The sequence below is a fragment of the Burkholderia sp. BCC1972 genome (assembly GCF_905339605.1).
Classification (GTDB): domain Bacteria; phylum Pseudomonadota; class Gammaproteobacteria; order Burkholderiales; family Burkholderiaceae; genus Burkholderia.
The window spans coordinates 152,875-177,343 of record NZ_CAJPGH010000014.1 but is presented as its reverse complement, the minus strand read 5'-3'; the positions used below and the strand labels follow the sequence as shown (position 1 = coordinate 177,343).

Sequence of the window (24,469 nt, the reverse complement as noted above, 5' to 3'; positions counted from 1 at the left end):
ATTTTTTTTATAGCCGTTTTTAGCGATTGAGCCGTTTATGAGCACCATTCCGTTGACAAAGCGTGGCGCGGAACTCCTGCGCGATGAATTGCAGCGCCTCAAGTCCGTCGAGCGGCCGGCCGTGATCAACGCGATCGCGGAGGCCCGCGCACAGGGCGACCTGTCCGAAAACGCCGAATACGATGCCGCGAAGGAAAAGCAGGGCTTCATCGAGGGTCGTATCGCGGAACTCGAATCGAAGCTGTCGGCCGCGCAGATCATCGATCCCACCGTGCTCGATGCGGAGGGGCGCGTGGTCTTCGCGTCGACGGTCGAACTCGAGGATCTCGAGTCGGGCGACACTGTCAAGTACCAGATCGTCGGCGACGACGAAGCCGATATCGATCACGGCCTGATCTCGGTCAGCTCGCCGATCGCGCGCGCACTGATCGGCAAGTCCGAAGGCGACGTCGCGGCCGTGCAGGCACCGAGCGGCGTGCGCGAGTACGAAATCATCTCGGTCAGCTACATCTGAAGCGGGGCGACGTGATGCCGCATCGCGTGTTCCGTCTGCTGTCGGCCGTGTGGGTCGGCAGCTTGCTGACGATCGGGTATGCGGTCGCGCCCGTGTTGTTCAAGACGCTGGAGCGGATGACGGCCGGTTCGGTCGCCGCCCAGCTGTTCCGTATCGAGGCGATCCTCGGTGTCGTGTGCGGCGTGCTGCTGCTCGCGTTGTCGAACCAGCAGGTGCGGCGCGGCAGCAGCGAATATCGCCGCGTGCGCTGGGTCGTCGCCGCGATGGTCGTGTGCGTGCTGGTCGGGTATTTTGCGCTGCAGCCGTTCATGAACGCGCTGCGGGTGGCCGCGATGGATGCGGGCACCGATATCGCGAACTCGCCGTATGCAAGCCGCTTCGGGATGCTGCACGGCGTCTCGAGCGTGTTCTACCTCGTCGAGAGCGTGCTGGGGCTGATGCTGATCTGGCGTCTGCCGGCACGCGACGCCTGAGCGTCGCGCGGGCAGGGCGGCACGGGATGCCCCGTGCCGCATGCGTGCTTACTTGTCCTGGAACGGCCGCTTGGTGCTGGCCTGGCGCTTTTTCGCACGCTTCACGTTGCCGCCGGCCGTCACGCGCTCGTTGCCGCGCACCGTGACCTTGACCGGTCGCGGGCGGCGCACGGGGCTCGCGTTCGGCGACACCTTGACGACCTTGACGGTGCGCGGTGCGCGGCCTTTCTTGTCGTCGACGGCTTCGGCCGCGCTCGGCAGCGCGCCGGCACGACGGCCGCGGGCGGGAGCCGCTGCGGCGGCTTCGGGCTTCCAGATCACCAGCAGCTTGCCGATGTGCTGGATCGGCGCCGCGCTCAGGCGGTCGCAGATCTCGTCGTAGATCGCGATGCGCTCGTCGCGCTCGTCGCCGAACACGCGGATCTTGATCAACTGGTGCGCGTCGAGGTGCACCTTGATTTCTTTCAGCACGGCGTCGGTCAGCCCTTCGGCGCCGATCAGCACGACGGGCTTGAGCGCATGGGCCTGGGAGCGCAGCGCGGAGCGCTCGGCGGGAGAAAGCGAAAGGGCGGGCATGGAAATGTCGAAATCTAAATAAGGGCGCGCTGACTGAATGGCGATCGCGGGAAGTTACCGCGTCAGCCGTGCGCCGAAACCACGTAAAATCGCGGCTTGGGCCTGAAAAGGGGCCGCAGCCGCGCGAAGAAGACGCGTATTATCCGCTAAAAGCGCGGCTTCACGAAGCAATTGGCAGCAATCTCTCTCTCGAATGGCAAAAAACCGCTTCAACCAGCACTGGCTGCACGACCACATCAACGACCCGTACGTCAAAATGGCGCAGCGGGAGGGCTATCGCGCGCGTGCCGCGTACAAGCTGAAGGAAATCGACGAACAGGACAAGCTGATCCGTCCGGGCCAGGTGATCGTCGACCTCGGCGCGACACCGGGCAGCTGGAGCCAGTATGCCCGCAACAAGCTCGCGCAGGGCAAGAAGCGTGACGCGGAGCGCGAAGGCGGCATCGACGGCACGATCGTGGCGCTCGACATCCTGCCGATGGAGCCGATCGCCGACGTCCACTTCCTCCAGGGCGACTTCCGCGAGGACAGCGTCCTTCACCAGCTCGAAGAAGTGCTCGAAGGGCGCTCGGTGGACCTTGTTATTTCCGACATGGCCCCCAACCTCTCCGGCGTGGCCTCGGCGGACGCGGCGCGCATCGAGCATCTGTGCGATCTGGCGCTCGAATTCGCGCAGAATCATCTGAAGCCAGACGGTGCGCTGCTCGTGAAGTGCTTTCACGGCAGCGGCTACAGCCAGATCGTCGAGAAATTCAAACAGCAGTTTAAGACCGTCGCGCCGCGCAAGCCGAAGGCGTCCCGCGACAAATCGTCCGAAACGTTCATTTTGGGTCGGCATCTGAAGCATCCGCGGTGACGCGGAGCGGGATGCCGCAAACGGGCTCCGGCCCTTGCCAGACAAGCGAAGCGCTATCGCGGCGGTTGTCAATGCTTATGGCGAGGGTGGTCGGACTGGATTAGAATGACCGAGGGGCGCCGCAAGGAAAATGTAGGCGCTCGTCTACGAGTGAAGGAGTGGTGCTTTGAACAACAATATGTTTTCGAAGGCAGCGGTGTGGCTGGTGATCGCACTGGTGCTGTTTACGGTGTTCAAGCAGTTCGACAAGCCCCGCGTCCAGGAAGGCGTGTCCTATTCGCAGTTCATGGACGACGCCAAGAACGGCAAGGTCAAGAACGTCATCGTTCAGGGGCGGAACCTCACCGTCACTCCGGCTGATGGCCAGAAATACCAGATCGTGTCGCCCGGCGACATCTGGATGGTCGGCGACCTGATGAAGTATGGCGTGCAGGTCAGCGGCAAGGCCGACGACGAGCCGAATGCGCTGATGTCCGCGCTGTACTACCTCGGGCCGACGATCCTGATCATCGTGTTCTGGTTCTACATGATGAGGCAGATGCAGGGGGGCGGCAAAGGCGGCGCGTTCTCGTTCGGCAAGTCGCGCGCGCGGCTGATCGACGAGAACAACAACGCGGTGAACTTCTCCGACGTCGCGGGTTGCGACGAAGCGAAGGAAGAAGTGTCCGAGCTCGTCGACTTCCTGCGCGATCCGCAGAAATTCCAGAAGCTGGGCGGTCGCATTCCGCGCGGCGTGCTGCTCGTCGGCCCTCCGGGTACCGGCAAGACGCTGCTGGCCCGCGCGATCGCGGGTGAAGCGAAGGTGCCGTTCTTCAGCATCTCGGGTTCGGACTTCGTCGAAATGTTCGTCGGTGTCGGTGCGGCCCGTGTGCGCGACATGTTCGAGCAGGCGAAGAAGCACGCACCGTGCATCGTGTTCATCGACGAAATCGACGCGGTCGGTCGCCATCGCGGCGCCGGCATGGGCGGCGGCAACGACGAGCGCGAACAGACGCTGAACCAGATGCTCGTCGAGATGGACGGCTTCGAGGCGAACTCGGGCGTGATCGTGATCGCTGCAACCAACCGTTCCGACGTGCTCGACAAGGCGCTGCTGCGTCCGGGCCGTTTCGACCGCCAGGTCTATGTCGGCCTGCCGGACATCCGCGGTCGCGAGCAGATCATGCGCGTGCACCTGCGCAAGGTGCCGATCGCGAACGACGTCGATGCGGCAGTCATCGCACGCGGCACGCCGGGCTTCTCGGGCGCCGATCTCGCGAACCTCGTGAACGAAGCTGCGCTGTTCGCCGCCCGTCGCGGCAAGCGCATCGTCGAGATGCAGGATTTCGAGGACGCGAAGGACAAGATCTTCATGGGTCCGGAGCGCAAGTCGGCCGTGATCCGCGAGGAAGCGAAGCGCGCGACCGCGTATCACGAGTCGGGCCACGCGGTGATCGCGAAGCTGCTGCCGAAGGCCGACCCCGTGCACAAGGTCACGATCATTCCGCGCGGCCGTGCGCTGGGTGTCACGTGGCAGCTGCCGGAGCATGACAACGAGACGTACTCGAAGGACTACCTGATGGACCGCCTCGCGATCCTGTTCGGTGGCCGCGTGGCGGAAGAGTTGTTCATGAACCTCGTCAGCACCGGTGCATCGGACGACTTCAACAAGGCAACGCAGACCGCACGTGCGATGGTCGCGCGTTTCGGCATGACCGATGCACTCGGACCGATGGTCTACGTCGACGACGAGAACGATGCATCGCCGTTCGGCCGTGGCTTCACGCGCACGATCTCGGAAGCGACGCAGCAGAAGGTCGACTCGGAAATCCGCCGCGTGCTCGACGAACAGTACGGCCTTGCGCGCCGTCTGCTCGAAGAGAACCGCGACAAGGTCGAAGCGATGACGGCCGCACTGATGGAGTGGGAGACGATCGACGCCGATCAGATCAACGACATCATGGAAGGCCGTCCGCCGCGCTCGCCGAAGAGCTCGCCGGCTGTCGGCGGCGATTCGTCGGGCGGCGGCAGCAGCGCCGAGGTCAAGCCCGCTACCGCGCCGGCACCGGCTTCGCCGGCGGCATAACCTCCGCTTTAGCATCGTTCACGGGCTGGTGTGGCTTCACACCGGCCCGTTTTGCATTCATCTACGCCAGTTGCTCGTGTCCGATTCCGCAGTTTCCCCGTTCATTCCCGCGCCACTCCAGTGCGGCCGTTTCGAGCTGACGTTCGAACGCCCGCTCGTGATGGGCATCCTCAACGCCACGCCCGATTCGTTCTCCGACGGCGGCCGCTTCCTCGCGCGCGACGATGCGCTGCGCCAGGCCGAGCGGATGATTGCAGAAGGCGCGGACCTGCTCGACATCGGCGGTGAGTCGACGCGCCCCGGCGCGCCGCCCGTGCCGCTCGACGAGGAGCTCGCGCGTGTGATCCCGCTCGTCGAGGCCCTGCGGCCGCTGAACGTGCCGCTGTCGATCGACACCTACAAGCCGGCCGTGATGCGCGCGGCACTGGCCGCCGGCGCGGACCTGATCAACGACATCTGGGGGTTTCGCCAGCCGGGTGCGATCGACGCCGTGCGCGAGGGCAACAGCGGGCTATGCGCGATGCACATGCTCGGCGAGCCGCAGACGATGCAGGTCGGCGAACCCGATTACGGCGACGTCGTGACCGACGTGCGCGACTTTCTTGCCGCGCGTGCACAGGCGCTGCGCGACGCGGGCATTGCGCCGGAGCGGATTTGCGTCGATCCCGGCTTCGGGTTCGGCAAGGCGGTCGTCGACGACAACTACGCGCTGCTGGCCGCGTTGCCGGATACGGCGCCGGCGCGGCCCGACGGGCGTGCCTATCCGATACTCGCGGGCATGTCGCGCAAGTCGATGCTCGGCGCGGTGATCGGCGGCAAGCCGCCGATGGAGCGCGTCGCGGCGAGCGTGGCGGCCGCGTTGTGCGCGGTCGGGCGCGGTGCCGCGATCGTGCGCGTGCACGACGTCGCGGCGACGGTCGATGCGCTGAAAATATGGAATGCCGTGCGCGAAGCCGCGCGGCAACGATAAGTCAGAAGACGAAGGAGGAAGGACCCCATGGGACGTCGATTTTTCGGCACGGACGGCATTCGCGGCACGGTGGGCGAGGCGCCCATCACACCGGATTTCGTATTGCGTCTCGGCTACGCGGCCGGCAAGGTACTGGCTGGTTCGGCCGACGTCGCGGCGGGCTCGCGTCCGACCGTGCTGATCGGCAAGGACACGCGCGTGTCGGGCTACATGCTCGAGGCCGCGCTCGAGGCCGGCTTCTCGGCGGCGGGCGTCGACGTGATGCTGGCCGGCCCGATGCCGACGCCGGGCGTCGCGTACCTGACGCGCGCGCTGCGCCTGTCGGCCGGCGTCGTGATCAGCGCGTCGCACAACCCGTATCACGACAACGGGATCAAGTTTTTCTCGGCTGACGGCAACAAGCTGCCCGACGACACCGAAGCCGCGATCGAAGCGTGGCTCGACAAGCCGCTCGAATGCGCATCGTCCGACGGCCTCGGCAAGGCGCGCCGCCTCGACGACGCGGCAGGCCGCTACATCGAGTTCTGCAAGAGCACGTTCCCGGCGGCGTTCGACCTGCGCGGGCTGAAGCTCGTGATCGATTGCGCGCACGGTGCCGCGTACCAGATCGCACCGCACGTATTCCACGAGCTCGGCGCGGACGTGATCCCGATCGGCGTCGCGCCGAACGGCTTCAACATCAACGACGGCGTCGGTGCGACCGCGCCGGACGCGCTGGTGCGCGCCGTGCGCGCGAACCACGCCGATCTCGGCATTGCGCTCGACGGCGATGCGGACCGCCTGCAGGTCGTCGATTCGACCGGGCGCCTGTACAACGGCGACGAACTCCTCTACGTGCTAGTGAAGGACCGGATCGCGACCGACGGCAAGGTCGACGGCGCGGTCGGCACGCTGATGACGAACCTCGCGGTCGAAGTCGCGTTGCAGCGCGAGGGCGTGAAGTTCGTCCGTGCGGCGGTCGGCGACCGCTACGTGCTCGAGCAGTTGCGCGAAAACGGCTGGCAGCTCGGTGCGGAAGGTTCGGGTCACATCCTGTCGCTCGACCGGCATTCGACCGGCGACGGCATCGTGTCGGCGCTGCTCGTGCTGGCCGCGCTGAAGCGCAGCGGCCGCACGCTCGCGCAGATGCTCGACGGCGTCACGCTGTTCCCGCAGAAGCTGATCAACGTGCGGATGAAGCCGGGCGCCGACTGGAAGGGCAGCGGGTCGATTCGCGCGGCGATCGACGCGGCGGAAGCCGCGCTCGCCGGCAGTGGCCGCGTACTGATCCGCGCATCGGGCACCGAGCCGGTGCTGCGCGTGATGGTCGAGGCGCAGCAGGCGGCCGATGCGGTGCGCCATGCGGAGACGATCGCCGACGCGGTGCGCGCGGCGACAACCTGACCAGGATAGGCGCGCGCGGCGGTCCGGCCGCCCGCGCGCCGGCTCCCGACGAATGTGCGTGCGGCGCCCTCGGGCGCCGCAGTTTTTGTAAGACGCAAAGGTTTGCCCTGCCTGATAACAGCGACCTTCGCAAAACGCATTCTTCCGATCGAATCAGGCATCCGACCCCGAAATCCTGCTTGCTGCCGGGCCGGGCTTCCCGTCCGGCTGACGCTGCGCTACGATGCGCGGCATGCCCTTGAAAACGGGCGTCAATCCCGCCCTCCGAGCCAGGCAATTCTTGCCGCCAGCGCTGCTCGCGCGCCCCCGACGCGCCACCCGATACTCCCTTTCAACCAGTCATGTTACTGTCACGCCAGTTTCATCGATTGTCACATTACCGTCATGAGGAGCCCCTAACCTTCGCGGTGCCGTAGTCATCCGCTCACACACTGGAGGTCTCATGAAATTGATGCAAACCGCGATTGCCGGCCTGGCTGGCGCGCTTTTCGCCGTCGCCGCCCACGCTGCCGACATCACGGGCGCAGGCAGCACGTTTGCGATGCCGATCTATACGAAATGGGCTGCCGACTATCAGCAGTCCGGCGGTTCGAAGGTCAACTACCAAGGTATCGGCTCGTCGGGCGGCCTGAAGCAGATCGTCGCGAAGACGGTCGATTTTGCCGGTTCGGACGCTCCGCTGAAGGATGACGAGCTCGCGAAGGAAGGCCTGTTCCAGTTCCCGACGGTGGTCGGCGGCGTGGTGCCGGTCGTCAACGTGCCGGGCGTGAAGGCCGGTGAACTGACGCTGTCGGGCCCGGTGCTCGGCGACATCTACCTCGGCAAGATCAAGAAGTGGAACGACCCGGCGATCGCCGCGCTGAACCCGAAGGTCAAGCTGCCGGATACGGACATCGCCGTGGTTCGCCGCGCTGACGGTTCGGGCACCAGCTTCATCTGGACGAACTACCTGTCGAAGGTCAACGACGAGTGGAAGTCGAAGATCGGCGAAGGCACGACGGTCAACTGGCCGACGGGTACGGGCGGCAAGGGCAACGACGGCGTTGCAGCCTTCGTGCAGCGCCTGCCGGGCGCGATCGGCTACGTCGAATGGGCGTACGCGAAGAAGAACAACATGATCTACACGGCCCTGAAGAACTCGACGGGCACGGTGGTCGAGCCGAAGACGGAAACGTTCAAGGCCGCTGCTGCAGGCGCGAACTGGTCGAAGTCGTTCTACCAGATCCTGACGAACCAGCCGGGCAAGGAAGCATGGCCGGTCGTCGGCGCGACGTTCGTGCTGCTGCACGCCAAGCAGGAAAAGCCGGAGCAGGGCGCCGAAACGCTGAAGTTCTTCAGCTGGGCGTTCAAGAACGGCGAGAAGGCTGCTGACAGCCTCGACTACATCTCGCTGCCGCCGGCTGTCGAGACGGAAATCCGCAAGCAGTGGAAGACCAAGGTGACGGACGCGTCGGGCAAGCCGGTCGCCGCCGAGTAAGCAGTGCAGCGGTTCGCTGCCCGGCCGCGCCGGTCGGGCAGTGTGTGCGGTGAAGCCGGGCGTCATGGCGCCCGGCAATCAAAAGCAGGCACCCATGTCTGATATTTCCTACACGTCCTCCCGATCGCCCGACGGTGCGCAGCGCGCGCCTGGCCGTCTCGGGGATGTCCTGTTCGGCGGCCTCGCTCGGCTCGCCGCGATCGTGACCCTGCTGCTGCTGGGCGGGATCATCGTTTCCCTGATCATTGCGTCGTTGCCGACCATCCAGAAGTTCGGCCTCGGCTTCCTGTGGCAATCCGAGTGGGATCCCAACTCGGACATCTACGGCGCACTCGTGCCGATCTACGGCACGATCGTGACGTCGGTCATCGCGCTCGTCATCGCGGTGCCCGTCAGTTTCGGCATCGCCCTGTTCCTCACCGAATTGTCGCCCGTCTGGCTGCGCCGCCCGCTCGGCATCGCGATCGAGTTGCTCGCCGCGATTCCGTCGATCGTGTACGGCATGTGGGGCCTGCTCGTGTTCGCGCCGATCTTCGCCGAATACTTCCAGAAGCCGATCGGCCGCCTGTTCAAGGACGTCTGGGTGATCGGTCCGCTGACGGCCGGCCCGCCGATCGGCATCGGCATCCTCGCGGCCGGCGTGATCCTCGCGATCATGATCATCCCGTACATCGCGTCGGTGATGCGCGACGTGTTCGAGGTCACGCCCGTGCTGCTGAAGGAATCGGCGTACGGGATCGGCTGCACGACCTGGGAAGTGATGTGGAAGGTCGTGCTCCCCTATACGAAGACCGGCGTGATCGGCGGCGTGATGCTCGGCCTCGGCCGCGCGCTCGGCGAGACGATGGCCGTGACCTTCGTGATCGGCAACACCAACCTGCTCGACAGCGTGTCGCTGTTCGCGCCGGGCAACAGCATCACGTCGGCGCTGGCGAACGAATTCGCGGAAGCGCAGCCGGGCCTGCATACGTCCGCGCTGATGGAACTGGGCCTGATCCTGTTCGTGATCACGTTTATCGTGCTGTCCATCTCCAAACTGCTGCTGCTTCGTCTCGAGAAGGGAGAGGGCAAGAAATGAGCGAGCCCATCATGAATTTCCCGGGGGCGGACGGCGCCGTGCTCGAAGCGATGCGCAACCGCCTGCAGCGCAAGCGCAAGGCGATCAACGCGATCGCGCTCACCGCGTCGCTCGGCGCGATGGCATTCGGCCTGCTGTGGCTCGTGTGGATTCTCTACACGACGATCCACCTCGGTGTCGGCGGCCTGTCGCTGCAACTGTTCACCGAATCGACGCCGGCGCCGAACACGGAGGGCGGCGGTCTGGCGAACGCGATCGTCGGCAGCCTGCTGCTGTGCGGTTTCGGCACGCTGGTCGGCACGCCGATCGGCATCCTCGCGGGCGTCTATCTCGCCGAATACGGCCAGAAGAACCTGCTGGCGAGCACGATCCGTTTCATCAACGACATCCTGCTGTCGGCGCCGTCGATCGTCATCGGCCTGTTCGTGTACGCGATCGTCGTCGCGAAGTCGGGGCGCTTCTCGGGTTGGGCCGGCGTGATCGCGCTCGCGCTGCTGCAGATTCCGATCGTGATCCGCACGACCGAGAACATGCTGAAGCTCGTGCCGAATGCGCTGCGCGAAGCGGCGTTCGCGCTCGGCACGCCGAAATGGCGAATGGTGCTGAAGATCACGCTGCGTGCATCGGTCGGCGGGATCGTGACGGGCGTGCTGCTCGCGGTCGCACGGATTGCCGGCGAAACGGCGCCGCTGCTGTTCACCGCGCTGTCGAACCAGTTCTTCTCGGTCGACATGGGCCAGCCGATGGCGAACCTGCCCGTCACGATCTACAAGTTCGCGATGAGCCCGTTCGCGGAATGGCAGTCGCTCGCATGGGCGGGCGTGTTCCTGATTACGCTCGGGGTGCTCGGACTCAACGTCCTGGCGCGCTCGATCTTCTCGAAAAAGTAACGGCGGAGCAATCCGATGAATATGGCAGAGAGCCACCTGAATCCTGTCGAGCGCACCGCTGCGCCGGCCGGCACCCATGACGCGGCGAACGATCGCCCGCTCGCGCCGCTGAACGCGAAGATCGAGGTCAACAACCTCAACTTCTTCTACAACAAGTTCCATGCGCTGAAGAACATCAACCTGCGCATTCCGGACGGCAAGGTGACCGCGTTCATCGGCCCGTCGGGTTGCGGCAAGTCGACGCTGCTGCGCACGTTCAACAAGATGTTCGCGCTCTATCCGGAGCAGCGCGCCGAAGGCGAAATCCTGATGGACGGCGAGAACCTGCTGACGACGAAGCGCGACATCTCGCTGCTGCGCGCGCGGATCGGCATGGTGTTCCAGAAGCCGACCCCGTTCCCGATGTCGATCTACGACAACATCGCGTTCGGCGTGAAGATGTTCGAAAAGCTCACGCGTTCGGAAATGGACGACCGCGTCGAGTGGGCGCTCACGAAGGCCGCGCTGTGGAACGAAGTGAAGGACAAGCTGGGCCAGAGCGGCTATGGCCTGTCGGGCGGCCAGCAGCAGCGTCTGTGCATCGCGCGCGGCATTGCCATCCGTCCGGAAGTGCTGCTGCTCGACGAGCCGTGCTCGGCGCTCGACCCGATCTCGACGGGCCGCATCGAAGAGCTGATCGCGGAGCTGAAGAGCGACTACACGGTCGTGATCGTCACGCACAACATGCAGCAGGCCGCACGCTGCTCGGATTACACGGCCTACATGTACCTGGGCGAGCTGATCGAATTCGGTGAAACCGAAAAGATCTTCATCAAGCCGGTGCGCAAGGAAACGGAAGACTACATCACCGGTCGTTTCGGTTGATGACGGAGAACAACAGCCATGTCGGATAAACATCTGTCGAGCCAGTTCGACGCGGACCTGAATGCCGTGTCGTCGAAAGTGCTGGAAATGGGCGGGCTCGTCGAGTCGCAGATCGTCGGCGCGATGCGCGCGCTGAACGAATTCGATCGCGATACGGCCGAGAAGGTGATCGCGGCCGAGGAAACGCTGAACGCGATGGAAGTGGACATCGACCAGGAGTGCGGCAACATCATCGCGCGGAGGCAGCCTGCCGCGCGCGACCTGCGTCTTTTGATGTCGATTTCGAAAACGATTACGAACCTCGAGCGCGCCGGCGACGAAGCCGAGAAGATCGCCAAGCGTGTGCGCCGCCTGGTCGACGAGCCGGCTGCACGCGCGGTCAACATCGCCGAGATCAAGGTGTCGGGCGAGATGGCCGTGACGATCCTGCGCCGCGCGCTCGACGCGTTTGCGCGTCTCGATACGGTGGCTGCCGCGCAGATCGTCAAGGACGACAAGGAAATCGACATGGAATTCCGCGCGTTCGTGCGCAAGCTCGTGTCGTACATGCAGGAAGATCCGCGCACGATCTCGGTCGGCCTCGATTACCTGTTCATCGCGAAGGCGATCGAACGGATCGGCGACCACGCGAAGAACATCGCCGAATTCATCATCTACATCGTGAAGGGCACTGACGTGCGGCACCAGCCGCGCGACACGCTCGATCGCGAAGCCAACAGTTAACACGACCCAGCACAGGAAGAACAGAGGTGCCGATGCCCAGCAACATTCTCGTCGTTGAAGATGAGCCCGCGATTTCCGAACTGATCTCGGTGAATCTCCAGCACGCCGGTCACTGCCCGATCCGTGCGTACAACGCCGAACAGGCGCAGAACCTGATCAGCGATGTGCTGCCCGATCTGGTGCTGCTCGACTGGATGCTGCCGGGCAAGTCCGGTATCGCGTTCGCGCGCGACCTGCGCAACAACGAACGGACCAAGCACATCCCGATCATCATGCTCACCGCCCGCGGCGACGAGCAGGACAAGGTGCTCGGCCTCGAAATCGGCGCGGACGACTATGTGACGAAGCCGTTCTCGCCGAAGGAACTGATGGCGCGGATCAAGGCCGTGCTGCGCCGCCGTGCGCCGCAGCTGACCGAGGACGTCGTGTCGATCAACGGGCTGCGCCTCGACCCGGCCACGCATCGCGTCGCCGCGCACGGCGACGGCAGCGAGATCAAGCTCGATCTCGGCCCGACCGAGTTCCGCCTGCTGCATTTCTTCATGACGCATCCGGAACGCGTGCACAGCCGCACGCAACTGCTCGACCAGGTGTGGGGCGACCACGTATTCGTCGAGGAGCGTACCGTCGACGTGCACATCAAACGATTGCGCGCGGCCTTGAAACCAGCCGGTTGCGATGCGATGATCGAGACCGTGCGCGGCAGCGGCTACCGGCTCGCCAAGCACGCGTAACGTATCCGGACATGCCGTGTGCCGCGGCATGCCGTTCATTCTTTCGGACGCTGAATCATGAACATCATCTGGGCGCGCTTTCTGGTGTCGCTCGTGCTGCTCGTGCTGATCGGCGTATTGGTCGGCGTCTTCGCCGGCCCGACCGCGGGCCTCGTGTTCGTGGTCGTGATGCTGGTCGCGCAGGGCTTTTTCAGCACCTTCCATACGCAGCGTCTGTGGCGCCTGCTCGACGCGCCGGTTTACGGCGAAGTGCCGAGCGCGCCGGGCATCTGGGGCGAGATCTACTATCGCCTGCACAAGCTCGCGAAGCAGTGGCATGCGCAGGTGAGGCAGGTCGAACAGCAGCATTCGCGCTTCATCCAGGCGATCCAGGCGTCGCCGAACGGCGTCGCGATGCTCGACGACCACGACCAGATCGAGTGGTGCAACGCGATCGCCGAGGTTCATTTCGGCCTCGATGCGAAACGCGACCTGCGTCAGCACATCACGAACCTGGTGCGCCATCCCGATTTCGTCCGCTACCTGAATGCGCAGCATTACGAAGAGACGCTCGTGATGCGCGGCATGGGCGATTCGCGGCAGAACGTGCTGGCCGTGCAGGTGTTTCCGTACGGCGAGAACCGCAAGCTGCTGCTCACGCAGGACATCACCGAGCTCGAGCGGACCGACGCGATGCGGCGCGACTTCGTCGCGAACGTGTCGCATGAGCTGAAGACGCCGCTCACCGTGCTGTCGGGTTTCCTCGAGACGATGCGCGAGCTGCCGCTGAACGAGGAAGACCGCGCGCGCTACCTCGACATGATGGAGCAGCAGGCATCGCGGATGCGGCACATCGTGACCGACCTGCTGGTGCTCGCGAAGCTGGAAGGCGAGAGCAGGCCGCCGCTCGATCGCGCGATCGACATGCGTGCCGTGTTCGACCATCTGAAGGAGGACGCGCAGACGCTGTCGAACGGGCATCACGACATCGCGTTTGCGATCGACGAGACGCTCGGCGTCACGGGTGCGCAGACGGAGTTGTTCAGCGCCTTCGCGAATCTCGTCACGAACGCGATCCGCTATACGCCGGAAGGCGGCAAGATCGTCGTCACGTGGCGGCGCGAGGGTGCGCAGGGCGTGTTTTCCGTCACGGACAGCGGCTTCGGCATTCCGGCCGCCGACCTGCCGCGGCTCACCGAGCGCTTCTACCGCGTCGACCGCAGCCGGTCGCGCGACACGGGCGGCACGGGGCTCGGGCTCGCGATCGTCAAGCACGTGCTGCAGCGGCACGACGCGCACCTGTACGTGCAGAGCGAGGAGGGGCGCGGCAGCACGTTTACCGCGCGGTTCCCGGGTTCGCGCATCATCGCGATCCGGCCGGCCGCGTACGAGGCTTGATCGCGTAGCGTTCCGGCGTAAAAAAAGCAGCCCGCGGGCTGCTTTTCTCATGGCGATGCGGCGCGCGACCCGCATCGCGCCGACGGCTCACGAGCAGAACTTCGCGAGCAGCCCGAGTTGCGCGTTGCGGACCGTCTTGCCGGCGCGGCGGCGGCGGTAGTGACCGTCGCTTTGCATCTGCCACGCGGACTGGTTGTCGCCGAGACACACCGACAGGCCTTCGGCGATCACGCGCCGCTTGAGCTTGCGCTCGCGGATCGGGAACGCGACTTCGACGCGGCGGAACAGGTTGCGGTCCATCCAGTCGGCGCTCGACAGATAGACGTCCTCGGCGCCGTTCGCGTGGAAGTAGTAGATCCGGTGGTGCTCGAGGAAGCGGCCGACGATCGAGCGCACCGTGATGTTTTCCGACAGCCCCGGCACGCCGGGCTTCAGCGCGCAGACGCCGCGCACGATCAGGTCGACCTTGACGCCGGCCTGCGACGCTTCGTACAGCGCGGCGATCACCGACGGCTCCAGCAGCGCGTTCATTTTCGCGACGATACGCGCGCGCTTGCCTGCCTGCGCATTGTCGATCTCCGCGCGGATCGAATCGATGATGCGCGGATGCAGCGTGAACGGCGACTGCCACAGCTCGTGCAGCGTCAGTTCGCCGCCGATCCCCGTCAGTTGCTGGAACACGTGATGGACGTCCTCGCAGATCTTCTGGTCGGCCGTCATCAGCCCGAAGTCGGTGTAGAGGCGCGCCGTGCGCGGGTGGTAGTTGCCGGTGCCGAGGTGCACGTAGCGGCGCAGCGACGCCTTGCCGGCCTGCACGACGCGCCGAACGATCAGCATCATCTTCGCGTGGCACTTGTGGCCGACCACGCCGTACACGACATGCGCGCCGACGGCTTCGAGCTGCGACGCCCAGTTGATGTTGGTTTCCTCGTCGAAGCGCGCGAGCAGCTCGACGACGACGGTCACTTCCTTGCCGTTGCGCGCGGCTTCCATCAGCGCGTCCATCAGCGGCGAATCGGTGCCGGTGCGGTAGATCGTCTGCTTGATCGCGACGACGCTCGGGTCCTTCGCGGCCTGCTGCAGCAGTTCGAGCACAGGCTGGAAGCTTTCGTACGGGTGGTGCAGCAGGATGTCGCCGTTGTCGATCGCGTCGAACATTGTCGGCGCGTTCGTGATCGCGGCCGGAATCGACGCGGTGAACGGCGCGAACTTCAGGTCGGGGCGGTCGACGAGATCGGGAATCTGCATCAGGCGCACGAGGTTCACGGAGCCGGCCACGCGATAGCAGTCCTTGTCGCCGAGCTCGCTCTCCTCGAGCAGGCGCCGCACGATGTGCAGCGGCGTGTCGGCCGACACTTCGAGGCGGACCGCGTTGCCGAGGTGGCGTGCGGGCAGTTCGCCCTGCAGCGCGACGCGCAGGTTCGTGATTTCGTCTTCGTCGACGAACAGTTCACTGTTGCGCGTGATGCGGAACTGGTTGCAGCTTTTCACGACGAGCTGCGGGAAGAGTTCGCCGACGAAACGCTGCATGAACGAGCTCAGCAGCACGAAGCCGTGTTCGAAACCCGACAGCGCGTGCGGCATCCGCACGACGCGCGGCAGCGCGCGCGGCGCCTGCACGATGCCCATCACGGCCTGGCGGCCGAACGCGTCGCGGCCTTCGAGCTCGACGACGAAGTTCAGGCTCTTGTTCAGCACGCGCGGGAACGGGTGGGCCGGATCGAGGCCGATCGGCGTCAGCACCGGCAGCAGTTCGTCGAGGAAGTAACCCCGCGCCCATTCGAGCTGCTCGTCGTTCCACGTGTCGCTCGCGTGGAAATAGATGCCTTCCTGTTCGAGCGCAGGCAGCACGGTTTCGTGCAGCATCGTGTACTGTCGATGGACGAGCCGCTGCGCGCGTTCGACGACGAGATCGTAAGCATGCTGTAACGACATGCCGTCGGGTGTCAGCGCGCCGGGGTTGTCGCGGATCTGCTCCTGAAGGCCGGCCATGCGGACTTCGAAGAATTCGTCGAGGTTGCTGCTGGTGATGCAGATGAAACGGAGGCGCTCGAGCAACGGGACTTGAGGATCGGCCGCCTGGGCCAGCACGCGCTCGTTGAAACCGAGGATGCCGAGTTCACGATTGAGAAGCGGGTAACGGACGGACATCGGCAGAGTAGGGGATGATTCAGGCGATGATTCGAAAGGACGCTCGGAAACTCTCACGGTACGATGACGTGCTGATGACACGATTGTATTTATATCGGCAAATTCTACGCTGGAACCCTTTCGTCTCATAAATGTTTCGGCTATATGGAATCAAGCAGTGTGCATGCCCGTGAAGCGTGGCAACGCCAAGCGTTCCACGCTTAAAATGTCGCCTTTGATTGATCGCCCTGGGCTGCCGGTCCGGCTGCTGCGGGTGAACGCGCACGGAGCCCCCTTCTGATGGTTACAACTCCCCACTTGCTGGCTGCCGTGGATCTCGGCTCGAACAGCTTCCGGCTGATCGTCGGTCGCGTCGAGGAAACGCCGGCGGGCAGCCAGATCTATCCCGTCGACGCGCTGCGCGAGCCCGTTCGGCTGGCCGCGGGCCTGTCGAGCGACAAGATGCTCGATCGTGCGTCGCAGGAGCGTGGCTGGGAGGCGCTCAAGCGGTTCGGCGAGCGCCTGCGCGATTTCCATCCCGATCACGTGCGCGCGGTGGCCACCAACACGCTGCGCGTCGCGAAGAACGCGGGCGAATTTCTCGGCGAGGCCGAAGCGGCGCTCGGTTTCCCGATCGAAGTGATCGCGGGCCGCGAAGAAGCGCGGCTGATCTATGCGGGCGCCGCGCACTCGGTGCCGGCGAGCGCCGGCAAGCGGCTCGTCGTCGACATCGGCGGCGGCTCGACCGAATTCATCATCGGCTCGCACTACACGCCGATCGTGATGGAGAGCCTGTATATCGGCTGCGTGAGCCACAGCCGTACGTTCTTTCCGGCCGGCAACGTCGACGAATACACGATGCGCCAGGCCGAACTCGCGGCCAAGCGCGAGATCCAGATCATTTCGAGCGAGTACAAGAAGGCCGGCTGGGACCAGGCGATCGGTTCGTCCGGCACCGCGCGTGCGCTCGCGGAACTCGTCGAGGCGAACGGCTTCAACGATCCGGGCATCACGCACGGCATTTCGCGCGGCGGCCTCGAACGCCTGAAGCGCGCGCTGATCAAGTCGGAGAACGTCAACCGGCTCAAGCTGATCGCGCTGAAGCCCGACCGCGTGCCGGTGCTCGCCGGCGGCCTGGCGATCATGCTGGCGGTGTTCGAGGAGCTCGGCGTCGATTACGTCGACACGACCGACGGCGCGCTGCGCCTCGGCGTGCTGTACGACCTGCTCGGCCGGACGCAGCACGAGGACATGCGCGCGGTGACCGTCGAGGGCTTCACGCGCCGCTACGGCGTCGATCGTGCGCAGGCCGAGCGGATCGGCGCGCTCGCGGGGCGTTTCTACGACGAACTCGAGGAAGACGACGAAGAGGCGCGCGAGGAAGGGCGGATGTTCCTCGGCTGGGCGGCCGCGTTGCACGAGATCGGGCTGTCGATCTCGCACAGCGCGTATCACAAGCATTCGGCCTATATCGCGAGCAATGCGGACATGCCGGGTTTCTCGCGCACCGACCAGGCGCGGCTCGCCGCGCTCGTGCTCGGTCACGCAGGCAAGCTCGGCAAGCTGTCGCAGGCGCGCGAGGTCGAGTGGCCGCTGCTGTTCTGCCTGCGGCTCGCGGCGCTGCTGTGCCGGCGCCGGACCGATGCGGGGCTGCCCGACATTTCCGTGTCGCAGATGAAGAAGGGCGGGTATGAAGTGCGCCTGCCGAGCGCATGGGTCGAGCAGAACCCGTTGACCGACTACAGCCTCAGCCAGGAGGCGGCCGAGTGGGAGAAGGTCGGTATCCCTTATCGCGTGGTTTATACCGGCGCGTGACGGGTCGATAGCGGGCTGTAGCGGGGCCCGGAAGCCGTTGGGCGGGAAGGTGGCTGCGGTTCCCCTCGGGCGTGCCGTACGACCGCCCCGACGCCCCGCTCAATCCGACGAGCAGACGATCGCGGTCAGGAACGGGAACGCCTGCTTGACGGTCGCGTCGCTGCCGGCCTTGCGCACGGCTTCCTCCACCGAACTCTTCGTACCGCGTACCACGACGCCGTAGGCCCAGTCGCCGATCGGCGTGCCGTCGCCCGGACGGAAGATCGGGTCGTTCGCCTGATAGCCGAGCACGACATAGACGCCGAAGCCGTACGCGGTCAGCGCGTGGTTCGTGCGGAACGCGTTGACCGAGTTCGATTCGACATGCATGGGCTCCGACTGGATGTCGCCGGCGGCGAGCAGCGGCGCGACGAACTTGTGGCCGGTCGAATGGCAGTCGAGCGCATCGTCGAGCGCCTTGGCCGACGCGGTGCCGGCGGTCGCCAGCGCGAGCAGAGACGCGCAGAGGGCGGTCTTGAGAATGTTGTTTTTCATGCGCGGGTGCAGGTTGTTCACGCGCATTATCGCGTGTTCCTGGAAGTGTCGCGCGGGGGTTGGCGGGCAGAGTCTCGCGCGTTGTCGCGTCGGTGCCCCAATGAATTTCTACAATGAATTGAAGTGCGCGAGCAGGGGGCATGTGCGGGCGATACATGGGCCCAGAAACGGAAAAGGGGCTACGGTGCTTAACCGTAACCCCTTGATTCCTTTGGTCGGAGCGATAGGATTCGAACCTACGACCCTCTGATCCCAAATCAGATGCGCTACCAGGCTGCGCTACGCTCCGACGAGCCAAAGATTATATCGGTGCATGACCGATCAGGTCAATCACGACATGCGGGTAAATGCCGCGGCGGCGAACCGGCCGCGATTTGCGACAATTCGCACGGCAATCGGTCGTAACCGTGCGCATGGGTGTGCGCCGCTCGCCGAAGCAAGGAGAACATCATGATGAACCTGATCCTGTGGCGTCACGCTGAAGCCGAAGACTACGCGTCGAGCGATCTCGCGCGCCAGCTGACCGTCCGTGGTCGCAAGGACGCGCAGGCGATGGCCAAATGGCTGCGCGGCAGGCTCGAGACGAACAGCGTGATCCTCGCGAGCCCGGCGGCCCGAACCGTGCAGACGGTCGAGGCGCTGACCGACCAGTACCGGACCGTCGATGCACTCGCGCCGGGCGGCAGCGTCGACGACGTGCTGGAAGCGGCCGGCTGGCCGGCAGGCATCGCGCCGACGGTCGTGATCGTCGGACACCAGCCGACGCTCGGCAGCGTCGCCGCGCAACTGATCGCGGACAGCGACGACAGCTGGAGCGTCAAGAAGGGGGGAATCGTGTGGCTGGCGAGTCGCACGCGCGACGGCAGCCGGCAGGCCGTATTGCGGGCGGTATTGACGCCGGAACTGGTGTGAAGCCCGGCTGAATTGGTTTGAAGGGATTGATCATACGGTTTCGCAAGCTTTCTGCTAAAGTCAATTCGGCGACACGTCATTGAAAGGACACAGTCGTGCCACATAACGGTCACGGCCGATTACTACATTGGCGGGCATGTCGTCCTATTCCTTACGACCAGGAAAGCCTAATGCGAGAACTGCCGACGCCTACGCTCCCTTTTGCCTCGCTGCCCCTCGACACGTCGCGGCGCCACCTGCCGCGCGCCAGTGAAACCGTCACATCGGAGTACCGCCTGCGCGCCGCATGGGCGCGTACGGAAGACGAATTGCGCGAAGCCCAGCGCCTGCGCTACAGCGTGTTCGCCGAAGAGATGGGCGCGCAGGTCAGCGGCCCGTCCGGTCTCGACGTCGATCCGTTCGACGCGTACTGCGACCACCTGCTGGTGCGCGATCTCGACACACTGAAAGTCGTCGGCACGTACCGCGTGCTGCCGCCGCACCAGGCGGCGCGTGTCGGCCGCCTGTACGCCGAAGGCGAATTCGACCTGTCGCGCCTCACGCACCTGCGCGGCAAGATGGTCGAGGTCGGCCGCTCGTGCGTGCACAGCGACTACCGCAGCGGCGCCGTCATCATGGCGCTGTGGGGCGGCCTCGGCGCGTACATGATGCAGAACGGCTACGAGACGATGCTCGGCTGCGCGAGCGTGTCGATGGCCGACGGCGGCCACTATGCGGCGAACCTGTACCAGTCGCTGTCGGGCGGGTCGCTGACGGCGCCCGAGTACCGCGCGTTCCCGCACACGGCACTGCCGGTCGACGAACTGCAGACGGGCACCGTCGTCGCGCCGCCGCCGCTGATCAAGGGCTACCTGCGTCTCGGCGCGAAGATTTGCGGCGCACCGGCTTGGGATCCCGACTTCAACTGCGCGGATTTCCTGACGCTGTTCCGCCTGTCCGACATCAACGCGCGCTACGCCCGCCACTTCCTGGGCTGAGCCGTTGAACCGCGCCGCGCCCGTGCCGGGCGCGCGCAAGCGAACGCCGTCGCGCCGCAATGGCCATGCGACGGCGTTCATTCATTTGACCCTGATAATTTCCGCGGTACGCGGTTCCAAGCACGCCACGGGATGGCGCGTTTCAGGACGGTCCGGGTTCGATGCGGACCGGACTGCGCGGTAGCTCGCTCAGTGCTTGCGCCGCCAGTCGAGCAGGTGATGTTCCGCCATCCAGTGGTGAATCATCCCTTCGCCGCCATGGCTGCGCTTGTATTCGCGCGACTCGAAGTACGACAGCGCGGCCAGCACCATCAGGCCAATGAACAGGCCGATCAGGCCCGCAATTTCCTCAGTCGACATGGCAGCCTCCTTTGCGCGGCACAGCGCCATGCGTACATAGTAGGACATGCGCGGCGCGACCCTGAAACCGGATTTCCGCTAGACTCGGCGCGGTCCCGGCGCGCGATGGGCGCACCGTTTTCCGGAGCCATACCCGATGACCCGTTTCATGCTGGCCGTGCTGGCCGCATCCTTCCTTGCCGGCTGCGGCAGCGATCCTCGTCAGGCCCGTCGCGGCCACCCGCCGGAAGATCCGGCCGACTATCACGGTGTGCCGACCGACATGACGCCGCCGTCGATGCTTGACGCGCCGCCGCCGAAACCGACGCAATGACGGCTCGGCCAGGCCGACGTCACGCGCGGCCGGAAGACGTGGCGTGCGCGTCGGCGCCGATGCGCCGCAGCAGCCCGGGCAGGTAGCGCGCGAGTGTCGCGCCGCGTGCGGCCATGAACAGCAGCAGCGCGAACCAGAGGCCGTGATTGCCGAACGTGCCGACGGCCGCGAGCGTGGCCGCGACGAAAATCGAGAACGACACGATCATCGCGCGCATCAGCGATTGCGTCTGCGTGGCGCCGATGAACACGCCATCGAGCAGGAAGCCCCAGACCGATACGATCGGCGAGATCGCCGCCCACGGCAGGTAGCGCAGCGCGACGGCGCGGATCTCGGCCTGATCGGTCAGGCGCGCGACGATCCAGCCGCCGGCTGCCCAGTAGACGAGCGCGAACAGCAGCGCGCCGAGCGCCGACCAGAGCAGCGTGACGCGCACGGCCTGCCGGAATGCGCGGTGGTCGCGCGCGCCGGCCGCCGCGCCGACGAGCGCCTCGGCCGCATGGGCGAAGCCGTCGAGGCCATATGCCATGAAGGTCTGGAAATTCAGCAGCAGCGCATTTGCCGCGAGCGTCGCGTCGCCCTGTCTGGCGCCGAGGTGCGCGAACCAGCCGAACGCGCCGAGCAGGCACAGCGTGCGCAGGAAGATGTCGCGATTGAGCGCGATCAGCCGCTTGAGCGCGGCGCGATCGGCGAGCGCACGTACCGCGATCGACGGAAGGCCGCGCGGGCGCAGCCGCCACAGCATCCATGCACCGAGCGCGAAACCGCAGGCATCCGCGGTGGCCGTTGCGGCACCGATGCCGACGATGCCCCAGCCGAAGCCGTACACATAGAGCAGGACGGCGCCGATGTTCACCGCGTTGATGAACACCTGCGCGACGAGCGCGAGCCGCACGCGCTGCACGCCCAGCAGATAACCGAGCACGACGTAGTTCGCGAGCGCGAAGGGCGCGCTCCAGATTCGCGCATGGCTGTACGCGAGCGCCGTTGCGCGCACGGCATCGCTGCCGCCGAGCGCGGCCAGCGCGAACGACAGCAGCGGCACCTGCAGCGCGAGCACGGCGCTGCCGAGCGCGAACGCGACGATCAGCGCGCGCAGCAGGTTCAGGCGAATACCGGCGGTGTCGCCGGCGCCATGCGCCTGCGCGACGAGGCCGGTCGTCCCCATCCGCAGGAAGCCGAAACCCCAGAACACGAAATTGAAGAACAGCCCGCCGAGGGCGACGCCGCCGAGATACTGCGCGCCGTCGAGGTGACCGGCGACGGCCGTGTCGACGGCGCCGAGGATCGGCTGGGTCAGGTTCGCGAGGACGATCGGGAAGGCGAGCGCGAGGACACGCCGATGCGTGACGGTAGCCGAGCCGGCACCGGCCCCCTGCGGTAACGCGGATTCGGACATGGCGAACGCGTCAGGCGCGTTCCTGCACGCAGACCCACGGCGAGACGACGACCGCCCACAGCTCCGGGTTGCGCGCCGCGAAGTCGGCGGCCGTTTCGGCCGGCATGCGGGCGACGAGGCCGGCCGACAGCCAGCGCGTGACCTGTTCGGCATCGTCGCTGGCGACCGCTTCCGCGACGCTGACGAGATCGAGGTCGCGCGCGACGGACAGCAGCTTGCCCTGCGCGAAGAAGCGTTCGAGATCGCACCAGTCGATCTTGGCGGTTTCGCCGAGGAGTTTGGCGTAGAGCGGGCTGTGCGACGCGCCCGCGGCGGAGTGCTGATCAGAGGACATCGGTTTCTTGGAAAGACTGCGTGGCGCCACTATAAACCATTCGGCCGCACGGGCCGCGCCGCCGGCGGGCGGGTCACGCGTCGCGCAGCGCGCGGCGCACGATCTTGCCGGTCGCGGTCATCGGCAGGCTGTCGACGAACGCGATCGCGCGCGGATACTCGTGTGCGGCGAGCCGTGTGCGCACGTGTGCCTGCAGTGCGAGCACGAGTGCGTCGTCGCCGACGTGGCCGGGGTTCAGTACGACGAACGCCTTGACGATCTCGGTGCGCGTCGCGTCGGGCACGCCGACGACGGCCGCCATCCGCACCGCCGGATGCGTGAGCAGGCAGTCCTCGATCGGGCCCGGGCCGATCCGGTAGCCGGCGCTCGTGATCACGTCGTCGTCGCGGCCGACGAAGCGCACGAAGCCGTCGGCGTCGATCGTGCCCGTATCGCCGGTGAGCAGGTAGTCGCCCGCGAACTTGTCGCGCGTCGCAGCGGGGTTGCGCCAGTATTCGAGGAACATCACCGGGTCGGGACGGCGCACCGCGATGCGGCCTTCGACGCCCGGCGGCAGCGGCGTACCGTCCGCATCGACGATCGCGACCGCATGACCGGGCACCGCCTTGCCGATCGCACCGGGCTGCGCGTCGAACAGCGCCGCGCACGACGACAGCACCATGTTGCACTCGGTTTGCCCGTAGAACTCGTTGATCGTCACGCCGAGCGCATCGCGGCCCCACGCCGTCAGCTCGGTGCCGAGCGATTCGCCGCCGCTCGCGACCGACTTCAGCGACAGCGCATGGCGTTCGCGCGGCGCCGTAACGGTGCGCATCAGCTTCAGCGCGGTGGGCGGCAGGAATGCGTGCGTGACGCCGTGCCGCGCCATCAGCGCGAACGCCGCGTCGCCGTCGAACTTCTCGAAGCGGCGCGCGAGCACCGGCACGCCGTGATGCCATGACGGCAGCAGCACGTCGAGCAGGCCGCCGATCCATGCCCAGTCGGCCGGCGTCCAGAACAGGCGCGCGTCGCGCGGGAAGCATTGCTGCGACATCTCGACGCCCGGCAGGTGGCCGAGCAGCACGCGATGGGCGTGCAGCGCCCCTTTCGGTTTGCCCGTGGTGCCGGACGTGTAGATGATCACCGCCGGATCGTCGGCGGCCGTGTCGGCCGGCACGAAATCCGGCGTTTCGGCGGCAAGCGCCGCGTCGTAGCGCAGCACGCCCGGCGCATCGGGTGTATCGTCGCCGACGCAGTACACGGTGTGCAGCGCCGGCAGCTGCGCGCGCAACGGTGCGATTTTCGCGTAGCCGGCCGCGTCGGTGACGAGCGCGGCGGCCTCGCTGTCCGCGAGCCGGTATTCGAGCGCATCGACGCCGAACAGCGTGAAGAGCGGCACCGCGATCGCACCGAGCTTGTACGCGGCGAGGTGCGCAACGGCCGTTTCGGGGCCTTGCGCGAGAAAGATGCCGATCCGGTCGCCGCGTCGCAGGCCGGCGCGCGCAAAGCTGTTCGCGAGCCGGTTAGAAGCATTCCTCAGGTCGTCGAACGTGAGGCGGAACACGTCGCCGTGTGCCGTTTCGTAGATCAATGCGAGGCGTCCGCTACCGTCGGCCCATTTGTCGCAGACGTCCACGCCGATGTTGTAGCGGGCCGGAATGTCCCACCGGAAGCGGGAGAGCAGGTCGTCGTAGCGGTCGGCGGCGGGCAGCATCGCATTGTCTCCTGGGTGTCGA

24 protein-coding genes and 1 tRNA gene are annotated in these 24,469 nt (G+C 66.0%); 17 read left to right on the top strand and 8 right to left on the bottom strand.

Going from position 1 to position 24,469, the window contains the following annotated elements:
- The first annotated feature begins 37 nt into the window (after window positions 1-37).
- The gene (gene greA / locus U5798_RS20980) at window positions 38-514 is read left to right on the top strand and encodes a transcription elongation factor GreA (RefSeq protein ID WP_124615873.1); all 477 of its coding nucleotides are present in this window, start codon (window positions 38-40) and stop codon (window positions 512-514) included.
- Between the two features lie 14 nt (window positions 515-528).
- A complete protein-coding gene (locus U5798_RS20975) occupies window positions 529-987 on the top strand; it encodes a DUF4149 domain-containing protein (RefSeq protein ID WP_021163361.1) in 459 nt (152 codons plus the stop codon).
- Window positions 988-1,035: 48 nt separating this feature from the next.
- Here the strand turns inward: U5798_RS20975 and U5798_RS20970 are convergent, their stop codons facing one another.
- On the bottom strand, window positions 1,036-1,563 hold the full coding sequence (locus U5798_RS20970; RefSeq protein ID WP_124453936.1) for a YhbY family RNA-binding protein: 528 nt from the start codon (window positions 1,561-1,563) through the stop codon (window positions 1,036-1,038).
- Window positions 1,564-1,756: 193 nt separating this feature from the next.
- On the opposite strand from U5798_RS20970, the gene U5798_RS20965 reads away from it, so the two are divergent.
- The 11 genes from U5798_RS20965 (at window position 1,757) to phoR (ending at window position 13,980) form a co-directional block, all read left to right on the top strand.
- Window positions 1,757-2,419, top strand: a complete 663-nt coding sequence (locus U5798_RS20965; RefSeq protein ID WP_124453935.1) for an RlmE family RNA methyltransferase — start codon at window positions 1,757-1,759, stop codon at window positions 2,417-2,419.
- Window positions 2,420-2,585: 166 nt separating this feature from the next.
- Window positions 2,586-4,484 (top strand): ATP-dependent zinc metalloprotease FtsH, encoded by a 1,899-nt coding sequence (gene ftsH / locus U5798_RS20960; protein WP_124453934.1) that lies wholly within the window; start codon window positions 2,586-2,588, stop codon window positions 4,482-4,484.
- A 28-nt stretch (window positions 4,485-4,512) separates the two neighbouring features.
- Complete coding sequence (gene folP / locus U5798_RS20955) at window positions 4,513-5,454, top strand: dihydropteroate synthase (protein ID WP_322083061.1); 942 nt, start codon at window positions 4,513-4,515, stop codon at window positions 5,452-5,454.
- 27 nt (window positions 5,455-5,481) lie between these two features.
- Window positions 5,482-6,837, top strand: coding sequence for a phosphoglucosamine mutase (gene glmM, locus U5798_RS20950; RefSeq protein WP_322083060.1), 1,356 nt, complete (start codon window positions 5,482-5,484; stop codon window positions 6,835-6,837).
- A 442-nt stretch (window positions 6,838-7,279) separates the two neighbouring features.
- Entirely contained in the window at window positions 7,280-8,314 is a 1,035-nt protein-coding gene (gene pstS, locus U5798_RS20945; RefSeq protein ID WP_124453929.1) for a phosphate ABC transporter substrate-binding protein PstS, read from the top strand.
- A 94-nt stretch (window positions 8,315-8,408) separates the two neighbouring features.
- Window positions 8,409-9,392: a phosphate ABC transporter permease PstC gene (pstC, locus tag U5798_RS20940; RefSeq protein ID WP_124453927.1), complete on the top strand. Its 984-nt coding sequence runs from the start codon at window positions 8,409-8,411 to the stop codon at window positions 9,390-9,392.
- Complete coding sequence (pstA, locus tag U5798_RS20935; protein WP_124453925.1) at window positions 9,389-10,282, top strand: phosphate ABC transporter permease PstA; 894 nt, start codon at window positions 9,389-9,391, stop codon at window positions 10,280-10,282. The genes pstC and pstA overlap by 4 nt, the downstream gene beginning before the upstream one ends.
- A 15-nt stretch (window positions 10,283-10,297) precedes the next feature.
- Window positions 10,298-11,146, top strand: a complete 849-nt coding sequence (gene pstB, locus U5798_RS20930) for a phosphate ABC transporter ATP-binding protein PstB (protein ID WP_034186662.1) — start codon at window positions 10,298-10,300, stop codon at window positions 11,144-11,146.
- A gap of 18 nt (window positions 11,147-11,164) precedes the next feature.
- Entirely contained in the window at window positions 11,165-11,869 is a 705-nt protein-coding gene (phoU, locus tag U5798_RS20925; protein WP_006476334.1) for a phosphate signaling complex protein PhoU, read from the top strand.
- Between the two features lie 32 nt (window positions 11,870-11,901).
- Window positions 11,902-12,603: a phosphate regulon transcriptional regulator PhoB gene (phoB, locus tag U5798_RS20920; RefSeq protein ID WP_006750313.1), complete on the top strand. Its 702-nt coding sequence runs from the start codon at window positions 11,902-11,904 to the stop codon at window positions 12,601-12,603.
- A 57-nt stretch (window positions 12,604-12,660) separates the two neighbouring features.
- Window positions 12,661-13,980 carry a phosphate regulon sensor histidine kinase PhoR gene (gene phoR, locus U5798_RS20915; RefSeq protein ID WP_322083059.1) on the top strand — a complete coding sequence of 440 codons (1,320 nt, stop codon included), beginning with the start codon at window positions 12,661-12,663 and terminating at the stop codon, window positions 13,978-13,980.
- Between the two features lie 87 nt (window positions 13,981-14,067).
- Here phoR and ppk1 read toward each other — a convergent pair whose 3' ends face one another.
- The gene (gene ppk1 / locus U5798_RS20910) at window positions 14,068-16,131 is read right to left on the bottom strand and encodes a polyphosphate kinase 1 (protein WP_322083058.1); all 2,064 of its coding nucleotides are present in this window, start codon (window positions 16,129-16,131) and stop codon (window positions 14,068-14,070) included.
- 279 nt (window positions 16,132-16,410) lie between these two features.
- Between ppk1 and ppx the strand changes: the two genes are divergently transcribed.
- Complete coding sequence (gene ppx / locus U5798_RS20905) at window positions 16,411-17,925, top strand: exopolyphosphatase (protein WP_124453919.1); 1,515 nt, start codon at window positions 16,411-16,413, stop codon at window positions 17,923-17,925.
- A gap of 99 nt (window positions 17,926-18,024) precedes the next feature.
- On the opposite strand, the gene U5798_RS20900 is transcribed toward ppx, so the two are convergent.
- Window positions 18,025-18,459: a hypothetical protein gene (locus U5798_RS20900; RefSeq protein ID WP_124453917.1), complete on the bottom strand. Its 435-nt coding sequence runs from the start codon at window positions 18,457-18,459 to the stop codon at window positions 18,025-18,027.
- A 212-nt stretch (window positions 18,460-18,671) separates the two neighbouring features.
- Window positions 18,672-18,748, bottom strand: a tRNA-Pro gene (locus U5798_RS20895).
- Between the two features lie 161 nt (window positions 18,749-18,909).
- On the opposite strand from U5798_RS20895, the gene sixA reads away from it, so the two are divergent.
- Both sixA and U5798_RS20885 read left to right on the top strand, forming a co-directional pair.
- Window positions 18,910-19,371, top strand: a complete 462-nt coding sequence (gene sixA, locus U5798_RS20890; protein ID WP_322083057.1) for a phosphohistidine phosphatase SixA — start codon at window positions 18,910-18,912, stop codon at window positions 19,369-19,371.
- 170 nt (window positions 19,372-19,541) lie between these two features.
- On the top strand, window positions 19,542-20,348 hold the full coding sequence (locus U5798_RS20885; RefSeq protein WP_322083056.1) for a GNAT family N-acetyltransferase: 807 nt from the start codon (window positions 19,542-19,544) through the stop codon (window positions 20,346-20,348).
- A 189-nt stretch (window positions 20,349-20,537) separates the two neighbouring features.
- On the opposite strand, the gene U5798_RS20880 is transcribed toward U5798_RS20885, so the two are convergent.
- On the bottom strand, window positions 20,538-20,708 hold the full coding sequence (locus U5798_RS20880) for a hypothetical protein (protein WP_322083055.1): 171 nt from the start codon (window positions 20,706-20,708) through the stop codon (window positions 20,538-20,540).
- Between the two features lie 148 nt (window positions 20,709-20,856).
- Here U5798_RS20880 and U5798_RS20875 point away from each other — a divergent pair, with 148 nt between their 5' ends.
- Window positions 20,857-21,021: a hypothetical protein gene (locus tag U5798_RS20875; protein WP_322083082.1), complete on the top strand. Its 165-nt coding sequence runs from the start codon at window positions 20,857-20,859 to the stop codon at window positions 21,019-21,021.
- 19 nt (window positions 21,022-21,040) lie between these two features.
- Here U5798_RS20875 and U5798_RS20870 read toward each other — a convergent pair whose 3' ends face one another.
- The 3 genes from U5798_RS20870 to U5798_RS20860 all read right to left on the bottom strand — a co-directional run bounded on the left by U5798_RS20870 (window position 21,041) and on the right by U5798_RS20860 (window position 24,447).
- On the bottom strand, window positions 21,041-22,420 hold the full coding sequence (locus U5798_RS20870) for an MATE family efflux transporter (protein ID WP_322083054.1): 1,380 nt from the start codon (window positions 22,418-22,420) through the stop codon (window positions 21,041-21,043).
- Between the two features lie 10 nt (window positions 22,421-22,430).
- On the bottom strand, window positions 22,431-22,754 hold the full coding sequence (locus tag U5798_RS20865) for a DUF2288 domain-containing protein (protein ID WP_322083053.1): 324 nt from the start codon (window positions 22,752-22,754) through the stop codon (window positions 22,431-22,433).
- 73 nt (window positions 22,755-22,827) lie between these two features.
- A complete protein-coding gene (locus U5798_RS20860) occupies window positions 22,828-24,447 on the bottom strand; it encodes an acyl-CoA synthetase (RefSeq protein WP_322083052.1) in 1,620 nt (539 codons plus the stop codon).
- Window positions 24,448-24,469 lie beyond the last annotated feature (22 nt).